Origin of the sequence: Kitasatospora sp. NPDC005856 (genome assembly GCF_040629945.1) — a bacterium.
Taxonomy (GTDB): Bacteria; Actinomycetota; Actinomycetes; order Streptomycetales; family Streptomycetaceae; genus Kitasatospora.
In genome coordinates this window covers 1-16,706 of record NZ_JBEXWT010000091.1, presented here as the reverse complement: position 1 = coordinate 16,706, position 16,706 = coordinate 1, and the positions used below count along the sequence as shown (strand labels likewise).

General features: G+C 72.8%; 11 protein-coding genes, 2 pseudogenes and 1 riboswitch. Of the genes and pseudogenes, 8 read left to right on the top strand and 5 right to left on the bottom strand.

Going from position 1 to position 16,706, the window contains the following annotated elements:
* Positions 1-16: 16 nt before the first annotated feature.
* Together ABZ449_RS34785 and ABZ449_RS34780 are read right to left on the bottom strand one after the other, a co-directional pair.
* Positions 17-2,215, bottom strand: coding sequence for a hypothetical protein (locus tag ABZ449_RS34785; protein ID WP_360354093.1), 2,199 nt, complete (start codon positions 2,213-2,215; stop codon positions 17-19).
* The gene (locus tag ABZ449_RS34780) at positions 2,203-3,381 is read right to left on the bottom strand and encodes a hypothetical protein (protein WP_360354091.1); all 1,179 of its coding nucleotides are present in this window, start codon (positions 3,379-3,381) and stop codon (positions 2,203-2,205) included. The genes ABZ449_RS34785 and ABZ449_RS34780 overlap by 13 nt, the downstream gene beginning before the upstream one ends.
* Before the next feature lie 163 nt (positions 3,382-3,544).
* On the opposite strand from ABZ449_RS34780, the gene ABZ449_RS34775 reads away from it, so the two are divergent.
* Positions 3,545-4,624, top strand: coding sequence for a MazG family protein (locus tag ABZ449_RS34775; RefSeq protein ID WP_360354089.1), 1,080 nt, complete (start codon positions 3,545-3,547; stop codon positions 4,622-4,624).
* Between the two features lie 4 nt (positions 4,625-4,628).
* On the opposite strand, the gene ABZ449_RS34770 is transcribed toward ABZ449_RS34775, so the two are convergent.
* A complete protein-coding gene (locus ABZ449_RS34770) occupies positions 4,629-5,051 on the bottom strand; it encodes an SDR family NAD(P)-dependent oxidoreductase (RefSeq protein ID WP_360354087.1) in 423 nt (140 codons plus the stop codon).
* 290 nt (positions 5,052-5,341) lie between these two features.
* Here ABZ449_RS34770 and ABZ449_RS34765 point away from each other — a divergent pair, with 290 nt between their 5' ends.
* The 7 genes and pseudogenes from ABZ449_RS34765 to ABZ449_RS34735 all read left to right on the top strand — a co-directional run bounded on the left by ABZ449_RS34765 (position 5,342) and on the right by ABZ449_RS34735 (position 13,832).
* Positions 5,342-6,730 carry a cytochrome P450 gene (locus tag ABZ449_RS34765; RefSeq protein WP_360354085.1) on the top strand — a complete coding sequence of 463 codons (1,389 nt, stop codon included), beginning with the start codon at positions 5,342-5,344 and terminating at the stop codon, positions 6,728-6,730.
* A gap of 221 nt (positions 6,731-6,951) precedes the next feature.
* Positions 6,952-7,119, top strand: a riboswitch (cyclic di-AMP (ydaO/yuaA leader).
* Between the two features lie 5 nt (positions 7,120-7,124).
* On the top strand, positions 7,125-8,030 hold the full coding sequence (locus ABZ449_RS34760; protein ID WP_360354084.1) for a transglycosylase family protein: 906 nt from the start codon (positions 7,125-7,127) through the stop codon (positions 8,028-8,030).
* A 365-nt stretch (positions 8,031-8,395) separates the two neighbouring features.
* A complete protein-coding gene (gene eno, locus ABZ449_RS34755) occupies positions 8,396-9,682 on the top strand; it encodes a phosphopyruvate hydratase (RefSeq protein WP_360354082.1) in 1,287 nt (428 codons plus the stop codon).
* A 184-nt stretch (positions 9,683-9,866) separates the two neighbouring features.
* On the top strand, positions 9,867-10,454 hold the full coding sequence (locus ABZ449_RS34750; protein WP_360354080.1) for a septum formation initiator family protein: 588 nt from the start codon (positions 9,867-9,869) through the stop codon (positions 10,452-10,454).
* Positions 10,426-10,944 (top strand): annotated as a pseudogene (locus ABZ449_RS34745) (DUF501 domain-containing protein); the annotation flags it as partial. The gene ABZ449_RS34750 and the pseudogene ABZ449_RS34745, both read left to right, overlap by 29 nt.
* Positions 10,945-11,093: 149 nt before the next feature.
* Positions 11,094-12,035, top strand: coding sequence for a Ppx/GppA phosphatase family protein (locus ABZ449_RS34740; protein ID WP_360354079.1), 942 nt, complete (start codon positions 11,094-11,096; stop codon positions 12,033-12,035).
* A 429-nt stretch (positions 12,036-12,464) separates the two neighbouring features.
* Positions 12,465-13,832 carry an NAD(P)/FAD-dependent oxidoreductase gene (locus ABZ449_RS34735; protein ID WP_360354077.1) on the top strand — a complete coding sequence of 456 codons (1,368 nt, stop codon included), beginning with the start codon at positions 12,465-12,467 and terminating at the stop codon, positions 13,830-13,832.
* Positions 13,833-14,008: 176 nt separating this feature from the next.
* Here the strand turns inward: ABZ449_RS34735 and ABZ449_RS34730 are convergent, their stop codons facing one another.
* Positions 14,009-16,564: an FtsX-like permease family protein gene (locus ABZ449_RS34730; RefSeq protein ID WP_360354075.1), complete on the bottom strand. Its 2,556-nt coding sequence runs from the start codon at positions 16,562-16,564 to the stop codon at positions 14,009-14,011.
* Between the two features lie 47 nt (positions 16,565-16,611).
* Positions 16,612-16,706: pseudogene (locus ABZ449_RS34725) on the bottom strand (ABC transporter ATP-binding protein); the annotation flags it as partial.

Here is a 16,706-nt window from a genome sequence, read left to right as displayed (position 1 = left end):
TGCTCGTTTCCGGGGTTCAGGTGTGGCGGGTGGTCGTCAGGGCGTGGTCGAGCGGGCGGCCGGGGTGCTGCCAGACCAGGACGGGCCGCCGGGGCGCTGGGGGTGTGTGCGGCGGGTCGCAGCGGCAGGCGCGGACCCGTTCGGGCAGGTCCTCCGGTTCGCCGGCCGGGTCGAGCGGGTCGAAGTGGGCGTCGGGGACCTCGGCGGTGGCGCCGGCGTCCCAGCACACGATGGGGTAGCCCACGGCGATGGCCACCTGGGCGGCGCGGACCCGGTCGGGCGGGCCGGTCTGGACGAGCGCGCGGGAGGCGGTCCGCTGGTGGACCAGCGTCCGGTAGAAGCCGAGGTCGGCGGCGTCCGCGTCGCGCAGCCGCACCGGCGCGGCGTTCCGGGCGTCCCAGCGGCGTCTGACCTCGGCCTCGCCCGCCCGTACGTCGACCGAGCGGATCACCACGGGGTACTCCCAGCCCAGGACGGTCGGCAGGCCGTCGTCGGGGCCGCCGCGCCAGTCGGCGACGTCGAGGTCCAGGTCGGTGTTGTCGAGGACCACCTCGATCAGCTGCTCGCTGCCGCCGCCCGCCGGCCCGAGGGACCGGTTCGCGAGCAGGATGCGCTCGACCACCTCGTGCTGGTCGCACGGCACGTCGGAGCCCTCCGACACCAGGGTCAGCTGCCCGTCGCCGCGGTCGACCGAGACGTAGCAGAGGAACTTCCCGTCCTCGTCGTAGCGTTCCAGCCGGACCACCACGCGGGGCTCCCGGTCCGGCCGGGCGGCCCGCTGCTCGGCGGTGGCGCGGACGTGGTCGAGCACCTCGGAGGAGATGGTCAGCCGCTCCACGACCCGTTCGGCCAGCCGCCGGACCTCCTGGGCGACGGGCGCGGCGGACGGCAGCACGGCCAGGGCCTCCAGGGCCTCCACGACCGGAGGCAGCAGCGGCGCCGAGTCGGAGCCGCCGCGGAACCGCAGCGGCAGCCGGTCGAGCACGTCGATCCGCCACAGCGCCAGGTCCCGGGCGCCGAGGCCGTCCGGGGCCGTGGCGGGGTCGGCGGCGGGCGGCGCGGCCAGGGCACGGGCCACCTCGCGGGTGGTCAGTGCGGGCAGGGCCCCGAGGAGGTCGGAGATCCGCTGGTGCTCGGCGTCCGACAGCACCCGGACGGGGTGGTGGTGGAGGTGCAGGAAGGCGCTGACCCGCAGCAGTCGGCGGGCCCGGTGGCGGTCCGCGGGGCCGAGGACGTCGAGCAGCGTCGCCAGCGCGCGCCGGTGGCGCAGGAGCACCCCGGCGAGCTGCTCGGCGGAGTCCGCGGCGCCGGTGCGGCGGAGCCGGAGCGCGCCGGCCAGGCGGTCGGTGGTTCCCGGCGGCAGGCCGTCGCAGCCGCTGTGCAGTTCCTTGCGCAGGCTCTCCGACAGCGCGCGGTCGGGCTCCGGGGCGGCGGGGGCGGGGCGGTGTTCGCGGACGTTGAGGTCCCAGTCGCGGACCAGCACGGTCGGGGTCTGTCCGTCGCCGTCGGGCGGGAAGCGGTCGGCGAGGTGGTCGGCGAGGCCGGGCAGGTCGGGCAGCAGCGCGTCCTGGGCCGCCAGCCAGTCGACGACGGTCCGGGAGAACCGGCCCCGGCCGTCGGCCTCCAGGGCGACCTGGTCGGTGGCGGTGGCGTGGATGACGAACTGCGGCACCACGGTGCGCCGGTAGGCCCCGAAGGAGAGGGGCACCGGTTCCCCGTCGAGCCGGCGTTCGGCGTACGTCGCACAGACGTCGAGCAGGAACACCTGGTGCCGGAAACGGCACACGGCCGGGTCCGACAGGACCTCGTAGAACTCCTGGGTGTGCAGCCAGCGCGCGGTGCGGTCGGGGTCGCTCGGCAGCATCAGCAGCCGGCGGTCCTGCTGGGCCGTCACGCCGTGCCCGGCCCAGTAGACGTAGAGGACGTCGCCCTCCCGCGGGTCGCGGAGCGTGTCCATGAGCCGGGTGGAGTCGTCGGTGGTCGCCCAGCTCACCGGGACCCGGTGGTCCCGGGCCGCGCGCTCGGCCGCGTCCCGGTTCCGGTCCCGGGGGAACAGCCACAGGGCGATGTTCCCGGGCGGCACGCCGTGGCCGCGCAGCCAGGCGACGAAGGCCAGCGCGTCCGCGACCGGGCCGTCCAGCGCGGCACCGGGGTAGCCCTCCAGCCCGACCACGATGGCGTGGACCCGGGCCGGATCGGCCGTCAGGCCAGCCATGTCGCGACGGCCTCCCAGACCTGCGGGTTGCTCCAGTACGCGGAGTGCGACAGCGGGAAGGGCTGGCCGTTGTCGACCCGCACGTCGTGGGCGTGGTCGGGGAAGACGGTCGCGGCGCGGAACGACAGCAGGTCGCGGGGGTCGTACACGTTGAGCCAGCGGCGGGTGAAGTGCGCGCTCGGCGGCTCGCCCGGGGCGAGCGAGACCAGGGCGCCGAGCTCGTGGAAGAACGGCGCCTGGGAGCCGACGGTGATCAGCCGGTCCACCTTCGGCAGCCGCTCCTGCATGAGCAGGTCGACGCAGGCGACCCCGCCGAGGCTGTGGGCGACCAGGGTGACCGAGTCCCCGGGGGCGTGGTCGACGTGCTGCCGGATCAGGTCGCGGACGCCCTGGCCGCGGGCCTGGTAGCGGAGGATGTCGCCGGCCGCCTGCAGCGCGGGGTCGTTGCGCCCGTCCCGGGTGCGCCTGCCCTGCCAGGTCAGGGCGTGCAGGAACGGTGCGGCGAGGAACTTCTTCGCGGCCCCGGTGAGCGAGCGGCTGTCCGTCTCCAGCTCGCTCGCGAGGAGCGCCATCAGGTGGTCCCGGGCGGTGCCGTCCGGTACGTCGAGTCCGGCGCGGCGGGCCCGGGCGAGGGTGCCGGCGAGCAGGCCGCGGGCGGCGGCCCGGCGGTGCTCGTCGCCGTTGCGGTCGGCGGTGCGGGCCGCGTCGCGCAGCTCGGGGGAGTCGCGGAGCTCGTCCAGCGCGGCCTCGAAGTGCTCCTCCAGCCCGCGGCCGCGCAGCGCCCCGGCCAGCTCAGGGCCGGGCCGGTAGTCGGTGATCCGGCGTTCGAACACGGCGGACGGGGGCTCGGCGCGGGAGAAGCCGCGGGTCGGCTCCGGCGGGGTGCGCAGGGCGAGCAGCCGCAGCTCGTGCCAGGGGTCCCGGTGCAGGACGGCCCAGGCGGCGACCTCGGCCCGCTCGGCGCGGTCGGCGTCCCGGGGGAGGTGGTCGGGGATCGAGGCTCCGCCGAGGGCCAGGCCGGCCCCCATCGCCTCGCCCCAGAAGCAGCCGTGCACGCCGACCCCCGGGGCCGCGGTCCGCAGGCCCCGCTCGATGGATCCGAGCGTCGTGAGATAGGAGTCGGCACGGACTCCGGTGCCGTGGACGAACACCACCGAGCGCGTCATCGGACCCCCCAATGTTCCTGGTCCGGCTGCCCCGGGAAGGCGTTCGGACCGCGTGGTGCGGCCGAGTTTAACGACGGGTCACCACGCCTGTACGGGAAAGGAGGGGAACGGGCCGGACGGCCGCCGTCCGGCCCCCGCGTGGGCGGGGGAGTAGGTTCGGGGTGTGACGACGAATGCTGTGCCGACGGATGGTCCGGGCGCGAAGCTGATCCTGCTGACCACCACCCACCGGGTGGCTCCCGGCCTGCTGGCGTGGCCCGCGTGGGAGGCGTTGCGGTCGGCGGGGCGGGTGCTGGTGGGGGACGACGGGCATCCGCAGGTGGCGGCGGTGCGGCAGGCCGGGGTGGCGGTGGAGGTCGTGCCGGCCGGGTCGGCGCCCGCGTTGGCGAGGCTGCTGACCGGGCAGCCCGCCGGGGCCGGGCCGACGGTGTGGCTGGGCAGCCCCGACGGGGACCCGGGGCTGACCGACGCGCTGGCGCGGCTCGCGGTGGAGCACGCCGGCGAGGTGCCGGAGATCGAGGTGCTGCCCGGCTCGTACGACCTGCCGGGGTCGCGGCTGCTGGACCTGGTGACGGTGATGGACCGGCTGCGCTCCCCGGGCGGCTGCCCCTGGGACGCCGAGCAGACGCACGAGAGCCTGGTGAAGTACCTGGTCGAGGAGGCGTACGAGCTGGTCGAGGCGATCGAGCACGGGGACCGGGAGACGCTGCGCGAGGAACTGGGCGACGTCCTGTTCCAGGTGTTCTTCCACTCCCGGATCGCCGAGGAGCACCCGATCGAGCCGTTCACCGTCGACGACGTGGCCGGGGACATCGTCGAGAAGCTGATGTACCGGCACCCGCACGTGTTCGGGAACGTCGATGTCGAGGGCGCCGCCGACGCGGAGGCGAACTGGGAGCAGCTGAAGGCGGCCGAGAAGGCGGACCGCGAGTCGGTGCTGGACGGCGTGCCGACCGGGCTGCCGGCGCTGGCGTACACGGCGAAGCTGGTGTCCCGGGTGCGCCGGTCGGGCTTCACGGGGGTGCCGGACGAGCCGTACGAGCTGCCGGCCGAGCTGACCGCCGACTCGGCGGGCCGGCTGCTGCTCGCCGTGGCGCAGCGGGCGCACGACGCCGGGGTGGACGTGGACGCGGCGCTGCGCTCGGCCGCACGCGGTTACCGGGACGCGGTGCGCGCGGCCGAGGGCCTCAAGCCGGACGGGGAGCCCGACGGAGAGCCGGCCGGAGAGTCGGACGAGGCGTAGGCGCTCAGGCCGCCGTGGCGGTGGGCTCCGGCCGCCGCTGCGGCGGGACGAGTTCGCCGATGGCCTCGCCGACGAGGACGACGAGTTCGGCGAGCCGTTCCAGGTCGAGGTGGTCGGGCAGCTCGGCGAGCGAGATGATCCGCTCGCCGCCCGGGCCGGCCACGGCGAACAGGTCGATCGGTCCGAGGTGCTTCTCGGCGGTGTCGACGAGGGCGGCGACGTCGCTGGGGCGGCGGATGTCGCCGCAGACGCCGACGACGGGGCAGCCCGGCCGGTCGAGTTCGGTGGCGAGGTCCTCGGCGATGCCGACGTACTGGTCGGCGATCAGCATTCCGGTGGCGCCGGCCGCGGCGAACCGGCGGGCGAGGCCCGCGCCCGAACCGCCGTCGAGGACCGCGATGACGACGACTGACCCGCTGACCCGCATGGCCTGCTCCTCCCTGTGGGCGACACCGCACCGGCGCCCACGCGTACTGCGGAGGATCGTAGGCACGTCCTGACCCTCCGCAACAGGGATTACCCCTCAGGTGACCAGACTCACGCCCACCCCGCGGCCAAGAGTCGGCCAAGAGCCGTCCACGGGCGGTCCACGGGCGGTCCACTGACCGTCCACGGACAGGCCATGAGCCGTCCATGACGGTTCCCGGCCGGTCGACGGGTCGTCCACGGAGTGTCGGCACGACGGCCGCGGTCGGGCGCACCGGATACGGTCGGTCCATGCCAGCTCAGCCCGACCCCGCCCGGCCCGCCGCGACGCCGTCCGACGCCCCCGCCCAGGCCTCCGCCCCGCAGCTGTTCACCTGGGAGTTCGCCTCCGACCCGTACCCCGCCTACGCCTGGCTGCGCGAGCACGCCCCGGTGCACCGCACCACGCTGCCGAGCGGGGTGGAGGCCTGGCTGGTGACCAGGTACGCGGACGCCCGGCAGGCGCTCGCGGACAGCCGGCTGTCGAAGAACCCGGCGCACCACAGTGAGCAGGCGCACCGCACCGGCCGGGTGGGCATCCCGGGGGAGCGGCAGGCGGACCTGATGACCCACCTGCTGAACATCGACCCGCCGGACCACACCCGGCTGCGCCGGCTGGTGTCGAAGGCGTTCACCCCGCGCCGGGTGGCCGAGTTCGAGCCGCGGGTGCAGCAGCTCACCGACCGGCTGATCGACGGCTTCGCGCAGCGCGGTTCGGCGGACCTGATCCACGAGTTCGCCTTCCCGCTGCCCATCTACGCGATCTGCGACATGCTCGGGGTGCCGGCCGAGGACCAGGACGACTTCCGCGACTGGGCCGGGATGATGCTGCGACACACGAAGCCGGGACACGGCAGTGGCCAACGCGGCGGCGTGGGGCGGGCGGTGAAGCGGATGCGGGCGTACCTGCTGGAGCTGATCCACCGCAAGCGCGCGGACCTCGGGGACGACCTGATCTCCGGTCTGATCCGGGCGGGCGACCACGGCGAGCACCTGACCGAGAACGAGGCCGCGGCGATGGCCTTCATCCTCCTGTTCGCGGGCTTCGAGACGACCGTGAACCTGATCGGCAACGGCACGTACGCCCTGCTGCGCAATCCGGAGCAGCGCCGGTTGCTGCAGGAGTCGGTGGCCCGCGGGGAGAGCGCGCTGCTGGAGACCGGCATCGAGGAACTCCTGCGCTACGACGGGCCGGTGGAGCTGGCGACCTGGCGGTTCGCGACCCGTCCGCTGACCATCGGCGGGGTGGACATCCCGGTCGGCGATCCGGTGCTGGTGGTGCTCGCCGCGGCGGACCGCGACCCGGCCCGGTTCGCGGACGAGAACACCCTGGACCTGGCCCGAACGGACAACCCCCACCTGGGCTTCGGGCACGGCATCCACTACTGCATCGGCGCTCCGCTCGCCCGGCTGGAGGGCCGTGCCGCGCTGGCCACGCTGCTCTCCCGGCTGCCGGATCTGCGGCTCGCGGAACGCCCGGAGGATCTGCGGTGGCGCGGCGGTCTGATCATGCGTGGGCTGCGCGAACTTCCGGTGGAATTCAGCCCGGAGAACCGCTCTCCGCACGCTCCTCCGCACACTCCTCCGCGCACCCCTCCGGAGGCCTCTCCGAACGCTCCCGCCGCGCCCGCGACACGCTGAGGTCGCGCTGACGGGACGTCGCGAATCGCCTGCTGGCGGGGGTGTGAACAACCATCAATCCGGACATAACACCGCCGTTGGTAGGCGATCGAGCACAGGCCGTAATTATCGTGTGATATCGACGATATGAGCTTGTGATTGGTCTGAAGATCTGTCTACTCTCCCTGGAGTTCGCAGCTGCGGACCTCGTACGCGGAACGCCGAGTCCTGCCCGCCGCGCCACGGGAAACCGACCAGAACCCTGGGCAGGGGCGGGGGAACCAGGTTTTTTGCCGTCTCCCCACGGCTTGGGGTGAAGCCGCCCGAGCGGAACGTTTCCGCATACGGCGGCCGGGCCACCTCCCGGTCCGAACCCGACAGCTCACCTCGCAGGCGTGCGGAGAGGGACCTCTTCATGCTGTTCGTTGGAACTGGCCGTCACCGTCGTCGCACCCAGGCCGAGAAGGCCATCGCCGTCGCCGGTGTGGCCGGCGTCGGACTCGCGATGCCGCTCCTCACCGCCACCGGCGCCTCCGCGGCCCCGGCCTCCACCTGGGACGCCGTCGCCCAGTGCGAGAGCGGCGGCAACTGGAGCATCAACACCGGCAACGGCTTCTACGGCGGCCTCCAGTTCACCTCCAGCACCTGGAAGGCGTACGGCGGCACCGCCTACGCGCCGCAGGCCAACCAGGCCAGCAAGGGCCAGCAGATCTCGGTCGCCGAGAAGGTGCTGGCCTCGCAGGGTCCGGGCGCCTGGCCGGTCTGCTCCCAGAAGGCCGGTCTGACCAAGGGCGGCGCCCCGGCCGCGGTCGACACCTCCTCGGACGCCAAGCCGCAGTCCGCCCCCAAGCAGCAGACCCCGAAGCCCGCCGCCAAGCCGGCCGAGAAGCCGGTCGCGCAGCAGCCCGTCGCCCAGAAGCCGGCCCAGAAGCCCGCCGCGCAGCCGGTCCAGCAGGCCGCCCCGCAGCAGCAGGCGCAGCCGCAGGCCCCGGGCTTCTCCGGCAAGGCCGGCTGGGACGCCGACGCCAAGGTGTACTGGTACCAGAACAACGGCGCCTGGTACTGGACCAGCCACCAGGGCGTCTACCAGCAGTACGCCGGCCAGGCCGCCGCCCAGCCGCAGTACGCCCCGCAGGCCGCGCAGTCGGCCCCGCAGGCCGCCGGCCACGACTACACCGTCCGCGCCGGTGACACCCTGTCGACCATCGCCACCGCCCAGGGCGTGTCCGGCGGCTGGCACGCGCTGTACGAGCAGAACCACGCCACCGTCGGCGGCGACCCGAACCTGATCATGCCCGGCCAGGTGCTGCACTTCGGCTGAGCCGGCCCGCCCGACGCCGGCCCGCCCGACGCCGGCCCGTAGCGCCCGCGATCGCAAGCCGCGGCCGTGCCCGCGGCCGCAAGCCGCGCCCGCCGACGCGCCCGGCGCCGGCGCCGCCTCACCCCGCCGTCCGAAGGGGACCGGTCCTACCGGTCCCCTTCGTCCGCATTCGCCCGCTCCGGTGGGACAAGCTGGGACAAGCAGGTGAACTACCGGTGGGTAGTGGGGCCACACGCTGAGACGGGACCGAGGCGGACGTGGCCCCGGGAGCCCGGGCGGTTAGGCTCTGGTCGTAACGACTCCGCAATCGTCCTGCTGACAGCACCACCGTCAGACCGGACCCTGCTTCCGCAAGGAGATGCCTCGTGCCGTCCATCGATGTCGTCGTAGCCCGTGAGATCCTCGACTCGCGCGGCAACCCCACGGTCGAGGTCGAGGTCGGCCTCGACGACGGCAGCACGGGTCGTGCCGCTGTGCCGTCGGGTGCCTCCACCGGTGCCTTCGAGGCCCTGGAGCTGCGCGACGGTGACAAGAACCGCTACTTCGGCAAGGGCGTCGAGAAGGCCGTCCTGGCCGTCATCGAGCAGATCGGCCCGGAGCTCGTCGGCTACGACGCCACCGAGCAGCGCCTGATCGACCAGGCCATGCTGGACCTGGACGCCACCCCGGACAAGTCCTCGCTGGGCGCCAACGCCATCCTGGGCGTCTCGCTGGCCGTCGCGCACGCCGCCTCCGAGGCCAGCGACCTGCCGCTGTTCCGCTACCTGGGCGGCCCGAACGCGCACGTCCTGCCGGTCCCGATGATGAACATCCTCAACGGTGGGTCGCACGCGGACTCCAACGTCGACATCCAGGAGTTCATGATCGCCCCGATCGGCGCGGAGTCCTTCTCCGAGGCCGTCCGCTGGGGCGTCGAGGTCTACCACACGCTCAAGGGCGTGCTGAAGGAGCGCGGCCTGTCCACCGGCCTGGGCGACGAGGGCGGCTTCGCCCCGAACCTGGACTCCAACCGCGAGGCCCTGGACCTCATCGTCGAGGCCATCCAGAAGGCCGGCTACGAGCCCGGCCGTGACGTCGCGCTGGCCCTGGACGTCGCCTCCTCCGAGTTCTACGAGGACGGCGCCTACCAGTTCGAGGGCAAGGCGCTCACCTCCGCCGAGCTCATCGAGTACTACGCCGGGCTGGTCGCCGCCTACCCGCTGGTCTCCATCGAGGACCCGCTGGACGAGTCCGACTGGGACGGCTGGAAGGCCATGACCGACAAGCTGGGCGACAAGGTCCAGCTGGTCGGCGACGACCTGTTCGTCACCAACCCGGCCCGCCTGGCCCGCGGCATCGAGACCGGCACCGCCAACGCGCTGCTGGTGAAGGTGAACCAGATCGGCTCGCTGACCGAGACCCTGGACGCCGTCGAGCTGGCCCAGCGCAACGGCTACCGCTGCATGATGTCGCACCGCTCCGGCGAGACCGAGGACGTCACCATCGCCGACCTGGCCGTCGCCACCAACTGCGGCCAGATCAAGACCGGTGCCCCGGCCCGCTCCGAGCGCGTCGCCAAGTACAACCAGCTGCTGCGCATCGAGGAGATCCTCGACGACGCCGCCGAGTACGCCGGTCGCGGCGCCTTCCCGCGCTTCCGCTCCGCGGAGTAACCGGCACAGCGAGCGCGAGGCCCGAGCACTGCGCTCACGTGGGCCGAGCGCCCGGCGCACAAGGCCCGAGCCCCCGCGCGCTCGGCCCGAGCGCTCCCGGTAGCGCACGCCTGACCGGTGCCCCGCCGTTCACCCCGTAGGGTGGACGGCGGGGCACCGTCGCGACCAGGAGGGGATACGGGAGATGGCTGGCTGGAGGATCCCGGGCTTGGCGGCCCGGCCCCGGTTCACGAGCCGGGCGACCGTCCTCGTCCTGGTGCTCTGCTCGCTGGTGGCGATCCTCGCCTACCCGACGCGGCAGTTCATCTCCCAGCGCGCCGAGATCTCCGCCCAGCGGGCGAAGGCCGACCACGCGCGCCAGCAGGTCGAGCAGCTGCGCCGGGAGAAGGCCCGGTGGCAGGATCCGGAGTACGTCAAGGCGCAGGCCCGCGCCCGGCTGCACTACGCGGTGCCGGGGGAGACCCCGTACATCGCGGTGGACCCGGCCGCCCGGGCCTCCGCCCAGACCTCCTCGTCCGCGGCCGGCGCGGCCTCCTCCGCGAACCCGGCCTCAGGAAACCCGGTCTCCGGAAACCCGGTCTCCGGAAACCCGGCCGCCGGGAACCCGGCCGCCGCGGGCCCCGCCGGCCGGACGGCGGCCGCCAAGCCCTGGTACGCCAGCATCTGGGACTCGGTGGATGCCGCCGACACCGCGGCGGCGGCCCCCGTCGCCCCCCTTCCCCTTGCCCTCCCACCGTCCCCCGTTGGAGACACCTCCCCCCATGACCACTGAGAACCACCCCACCGTCTCCGACGCCGACGTCGCGGCCATCGCCGCCCAGCTCGGCCGGGTGCCGCGCGGCCTGCGCGGCGTGGCGCACCGCTGCCCCTGCGGCAACCCGGACGTCGTCGAGACGGCCCCCCGACTGCCGGACGGCACGCCGTTCCCCACGCTCTACTACCTGACCTGCCCCAAGGCCGCCTCGCTGATCGGCACCCTGGAGGCGGAGGGCGTGATGAAGGACCAGACGGCCCGGCTCGCCGAGGACCCGGAACTGGCCGCCGCCTACCAGAAGGCGCACGAGGACTACATCGCCCGGCGCGACGCGATCGAGGTGCTGGAGGGCTTCCCGAGCGCCGGCGGCATGCCGGACCGGGTGAAGTGCCTGCACGTGCTGGTCGGCCACTCGCTGGCGGCCGGCGAGGGCGTCAACCCGCTCGGCGACGAGGCGATCGGCATGCTGGAGGACTGGTGGGCCAAGGGCCCGTGCGTCTCCCCGGCCGAGGTCGAGGCCGCCGGTGAGCGGGTCGTCCGCAACCGTGCCAAGGGGCAGGACCACGAGGCCGTGATCGCCGCCAAGGAGCAGAAGACCGCCGAGCGGGCCGCGAAGAAGCGCGCCGCCGAGGAGGCCGCGGCGGAGCAGGAGTCCGAGTGAGCACGACCCGCGTGGCCGCGATCGACTGCGGCACCAACTCGATCCGCCTGCTGGTCGCCGACCTCGACCCGGAGACCGGGGAGATCACCGACCTCGACCGCCGGATGATCGTCAACCGGCTGGGCCAGGGCGTGGACCGGACCGGCCGGCTGCACCCGGACGCGCTGGCCCGCACCTTCGCGGCCTGCCGGGAGTACCAGGAGATCATCTCCGGCTTCGGCGTCGGCCCCGAGCGGCTGCGCTTCGTCGCCACCAGCGCCTCCCGGGACGCCGAGAACAGCGACGAGTACGTCAAGGGCGTGCGCGACATCCTGGGCGTCGAGCCCGAGGTGGTGAGCGGCGAGGAGGAGGCGCACCTCTCCTTCGTGGGTGCCACCAAGGAGCTGGCCGGCGGTCAGTTCCCCGGCCCGTACCTGGTGTTCGACCTCGGCGGCGGCTCCACCGAGTTCGTGCTCGGCACGGACGACGTCGAGGCGGCGCGCTCGGTGAACATCGGCTGCGTGCGGCTCACCGAGCGGTACTTCGGTGACGCCGAGCTGCCCTCCCAGGAGCAGGTCGAGGCGGCCCGGGCGCATGTGCGGGCCGAGCTGGACCGGGCCGAGGAGGTCGTCCCGCTGACCGGCGCGGCCACCCTGGTGGGGCTGGCCGGGACGGTCACCACGGTGTCCGCGATCGCCCAGGGCCTGCCCGACTACGACTCGGAGGCGATCCACCACTCGCGGATCGGCCGGGACCGGGTCGCCGAGATCGCCCGGGAGCTGCTGGCCGCCACCCACGCCGAGCGCGCGGCCATCCCGTCGATGCACCCGGGCCGGGTGGACGTGATCGCGGCCGGGGCGCTGGAGCTGCTGGAGATCATGGAGCGCACCGGCGCCGCCGAGGTGGTCGTGAGCGAACACGACATCCTCGACGGGATCGCCTGGGGCATCGCCTCCTGACCCCGCGCGGGTCTGCCCCGCCCCGGCCCCGGCACCCCTTTCGGGTGGCAGGGGCCGGGGCGCGCCCGAGCGCGGGGCGGAAAGTTCGTGAATTTCTTCACATGACGATCCGGTCATTCACCGCACCGGCCCGCCCGCTACGTCCGAATTGTGGGACCGAAGGCGTGCCGGTCGACTGGCCCATGGGATCGCAGGTCAGGCCTCGCTTGAGGTTTGAAATTCGAAATCATGCGCGGGAACCCGGGCGTTGTGCGGATCGTTGCTGCTCAGGCCGGTAGTGCTCCGGCGTGCGCTTGCGCGGGGCCGTCCAGGGGTGGGGGCCGCCGCGCCGGACCCGGTTTTGCGGCCGCGCAGTGTAGCACGGGGGGTCCGTCAACTTGTGACCGGGCTCACGAAGACTGCTCCGGACGGTGCTGGATACTTTCGGATATGAGCACCACGGAGCGTCCTCGCATCCTCATTGTCGGCGGTGGTTACGTCGGCCTGTATGCCGCGATGCGCATCCTCAAGAAGATGCGTTACGGCGAAGCGACCGTCACGGTCGTCGACCCGCGGTCGTACATGACGTACCTGCCCTTCCTCCCCGAGGCGGCCGGCGGCAACGTCGCGCCCCGCAACCTCGTCGCGCCGCTGCGCAGCGCCCTCAAGCAGGCGGAGGTGCTGACCGGGTCCGTCACCGGCATCGACCACGCCCGCAAGGTCGCCACCATCCAGCCCGCGGCCGGCGACAGCTACGAGCTGCCCTTCGAGTACCTGGTCGTCGCGACCGGCTCGGTCTCCCGCACCTTCCCGATCCCGGGTCTGGCGGAGAACGGCATCGGCATGAAGACGGTCGAGGAGGCCATCGGCCTCCGCAACCACGTCATGGCCCAGCTCGACAAGGCCGAGTCCACCACGGACCAGGAGATCCGCCGCAAGGCGCTGACCTTCGTGGTGATCGGTGGCGGCTTCGCCGGCATCGAGACCGTCGCCGAGATCGAGGACATGGCCCGCGACGCGGCCAAGCTGTACAAGACCGTCAGCCGCGAGGACATGCGCTTCGTGGTGGTCGAGGCGGCCAACCGCATCCTCCCCGAGATGGGCCCGGACCTCGGTCTGTGGACCAAGGAGAAGCTCGAGGAGCGCAACATCGAGGTCTACATCGAGACCTCGATGGACTCCTGCGTCGACGGCCACGTCATGCTGAAGAACGGCATGGAGATGGACGCCTCCACCATCGTGTGGACGGCCGGCGTGAAGCCGAACCCGGTGCTGTCCGAGTTCGGCCTGCCGCTGGGCCCGCGCGGCCACGTCGACACCGCGCCGACCCTCCAGGTCCAGGGCTTCGACTACGTCTGGGCCGCCGGCGACAACGCCCAGGTGCCGGACCTCGCCGCCGGTGAGGGCGCCTGGTGCCCGCCGAACGCGCAGCACGCCTGCCGTCAGGCCGTCGTCCTCGGCGACAACGTGATCTCCGGCATGCGCGGCTTCCCGCAGAAGGAGTACAAGCACAAGAACCTCGGTGCGGTCGCCGGTCTCGGCCTGCACAAGGGCGTGGCGATCCTCTTCGGCAAGTACAAGCTGAAGGGCCGTCCGGCCTGGTGGTTCCACCGCCTGTACCACGGCGCGATGGTGCCGACCTTCAACCGCAAGGTCCGCGTCTTCACCGACTGGACGCTCGCGATGTTCCTCAAGCGCGAGATGGTCGGCCTCTCCCAGATGGAGCGGCCGCAGCTTCCGATCCAGGAGGTCACCCCGCCCACCAAGCCCGTCGAGGCCGCCAAGCCGGCCGCCGACAAGGAACTCGCGAGCAAGTAAGCGACTGAGACCCCGGTGTGGGAGCACCGGGGTATGAGTCGGAGGCCCTCCGCCCGGCAGCGTTGCCGGACCACGACCTCCGTGGTGCTCAGCCGGCCGTGCGACCGGGCGGAGTACAGAAGTGGAAGGTCCCCTGCCGAACCTCCGGCAGGGGACCTCTCTCGTTCCGGGACCGGTCAGTCGGTCTTGATGCTCGACAGGATGTCCAGCTTGGACGCCCGGCGGGCCGGCCAGATCGCGGCCACCAGGCCGACCACCCCGGCCAGCGCCAGGAAGAGCGCCAGCTGGCCGTACGGCAGGACCGTGGTCAGGCCGGAGAGGCTGGACTTCAGGGTGCCGTTGATCGCCCAGGCGATGAAGCAGCCGAGCAGCAGGCCGACGCCGGCGCCGAACAGCGAGATCACCACGGACTCCAGACGGACCATCCGCTTGATGCCGCCGCGGTCCAGGCCGATCGCCCGCAGCATCCCGATCTCGCGCTTGCGCTCGAAGACCGACATCGCCAGCGTGTTGACCACGCCCAGGATCGCGATCAGGACCGCCATCCCCAGCAGGCCGTACATCAGGTTCAGCGCGAAGGTGATGACCTGGCTGAACTCGTCCCGGACGTCCTGCTTGGACTTCACGTCGATCACCGGGTTGGCGCCGGTGGCGTCCTTGAGGGCCTGCTTCAGGCCGTCGGTGCCGCCGTCCTTGCCCTTGACCAGGACGTCGGAGATGTACGGCTTGGGCTCGTGCTTGACGATCTCGCTGTTGGTCAGCAGGACCGGGCCGAGCATGCCGCCCGCCTTGTACACGCCGCCGACGGTGAGCTGTCCGGTGGACTCGTCCGGGTAGGACACGTTCAGCACCGAGCCGGTGGTGGCGTTCAGCTTCTTGGCGGCGTCCTCGTCGAGCAGCAGCTGGCCCTTGGCGAACCCGGCGGTGGAGCCGCTGACCAGGTCGACGTCGGCGAGCTGGTCGAGGACGGCCGCGTCCACGCCGGTGACGGTCTTGCTGGTGCCGTTGAGCTCCCAGAACGCGGTGGTCATCGCCGAGGAGGCGGCGACCCCGGGGGCCTTGGCGATCTGGGCGGGCACCTGCTCGGACAGGCTCATGCCGTTGGCGGCCCCGACGATGAAGTCGGCCTTCATCGAGCTGGTGACGGCCCGGTCGACGGTGTCGTTGACCGAGGCACCGATCACCGTGAGGCCGGTGACCAGGGTCAGACCGATGGTCAGCGCGGCGGCGGTGGCCGCGGTGCGGCGCGGGTTGCGCACCGCGTTCTGCTGGGCGAGCCTGCCCGGGGTGCCGCCGAGCCGCAGCAGCGGGCCGACCAGCGCGACCACCGGACGGGAGAGCAACGGCAGCAGGACGAACACGCCGATCAGGGCCAGGAAGGCGCCGGCGCCGACCGGCAGCCGGCCGTCGGAGTTGCCCAGCGAGGCGCCGTAGCCGATCAGCGCGAGGCCGCCGCCGGCGAGCACCGAGCCGATCGTGTTGCGGACCACCAGGCTCTTCTGGGAGACCGGCTGGTCGCCGCTGCTCATCGCGGCCACCGGGGCGATCCGGGAGGCGCGCATGGCGGGCAGCAGGGCGGACAGGACGGTCACCAGGACGCCGACCACGACCGTCACCACGACGGTGAGCGGCTTGATCACCAGCGAGCCGTTCGGCATGTTCTCGTTCAGCGAGCCGATCAGCGACTGCATCCCGGCGCCGATCCCGATGCCGGCGACCAGGCCGGCCACGGCGGAGACGGTGCCGATCAGCAGGGCCTCGATCAGCACGGACCGGGTGACCTGCTTGCGGCTGGCGCCGATGGCGCGCAGCAGGGCCAGCTCCTTGGTGCGCTGGGCGACCAGCATGGTGAAGGTGTTGGCGATGATGAAGATGCCGACGAAGAGCGAGATGAAGGCGAAGACCAGGAGCATCGTGCGCATGCTGCTGGTGCTCTTGGTGATCATCTCCTGCTCGTCGGCGTTGAGCTTGGCGCCGGTCTCGACGTCGAACTGGTGGCCGGACGGCACCGTGGGCTGGACCTGGGCGAGCAGCGCGTCCTGGCTGGTGCCGGGCTTGGCGGTGAGTACGACGCTGCTGTAGCGGCCCGGCTCCAGCAGGGTCTGCTGGGCGGTGGCCTTGTCGAACAGGGTGAGCGACCCGCCGGTGTTCACGACCGGGTCGTCGGTGGTGAAGACGCCGGTGAGCTTGGCCTCGACGACGGGGCCGTTGGCTGCGACCCGGACGGTGTCGCCGACCTTGTAGCCGCCCTTGTCGGCGGTCCTGCGGTCGAGCGCGACCTCCTTGGCGGTCTTCGGGCCCTGGCCCTCGACCATCGGGTAGCGCGGGTCCTTGCCGTCCTGGCCGGGCGCGAAGTTGGCACCCTTGGCGGCCCAGACCTGGCCGATCAGGTTGCCCTTCTTGTCGGCGACGCCGGTGAAGCCGCTGACCACGCCGCGGGCGCCGGCGGTGCCCGGCAGGGCGGCCAGCTGCTGGACGGTGGCGTCGGTGAGGGTGGCCGAGCCGCCCTCGCTCTTCTGCCGGGCGGAGGCGGCGGAGCCGGCCGCGCGGTCCACCAGCTGGACCGAGACGTCCGAGTAGCTCTTGGAGTTGCTGTCCCGCATGGCCTTGCCGAAGGTGTCGGAGAAGACCATGGTTCCGGCCACGAAGGCGGTGCCGAGCATGACGGCCAGCGCCGTCATCAGCAGTCGGCCCTTGTGGGCCAGCACGTTGCGCAGTGCGGTGCGATACATGGGGTGTCCTGGGGTGGGTCGGTGAGCGGGCTACGGCTGGCGCGGTGTCAGCTGGTGCGGCCCTTGGCGTCGAAGCGGCGCATGCGGTCCAGGACGGTGTCGGCGGTGGGCTGGTGGAGTTCGTCGACGATGCGGCCGTCGG

What these genes read in the sequence shown, in the direction of transcription:
- ABZ449_RS34785 (WP_360354093.1), bottom strand. Translation starts at nt 2,215, where the DNA reads ATGGCTGGCCTGACGGCCGATCCGGCCCGGGTCCACGCCATCGTGGTC.
- ABZ449_RS34780 (WP_360354091.1), bottom strand. Translation starts at nt 3,381, where the DNA reads ATGACGCGCTCGGTGGTGTTCGTCCACGGCACCGGAGTCCGTGCCGAC.
- ABZ449_RS34770 (WP_360354087.1), bottom strand. Translation starts at nt 5,051, where the DNA reads ATGCGGGTCAGCGGGTCAGTCGTCGTCATCGCGGTCCTCGACGGCGGT.
- ABZ449_RS34765 (WP_360354085.1), top strand. Translation starts at nt 5,342, where the DNA reads ATGCCAGCTCAGCCCGACCCCGCCCGGCCCGCCGCGACGCCGTCCGAC.
- ABZ449_RS34760 (WP_360354084.1), top strand. Translation starts at nt 7,125, where the DNA reads ATGCTGTTCGTTGGAACTGGCCGTCACCGTCGTCGCACCCAGGCCGAG.
- ABZ449_RS34750 (WP_360354080.1), top strand. Translation starts at nt 9,867, where the DNA reads ATGGCTGGCTGGAGGATCCCGGGCTTGGCGGCCCGGCCCCGGTTCACG.
- ABZ449_RS34735 (WP_360354077.1), top strand. Translation starts at nt 12,465, where the DNA reads ATGAGCACCACGGAGCGTCCTCGCATCCTCATTGTCGGCGGTGGTTAC.
- ABZ449_RS34730 (WP_360354075.1), bottom strand. Translation starts at nt 16,564, where the DNA reads ATGTATCGCACCGCACTGCGCAACGTGCTGGCCCACAAGGGCCGACTG.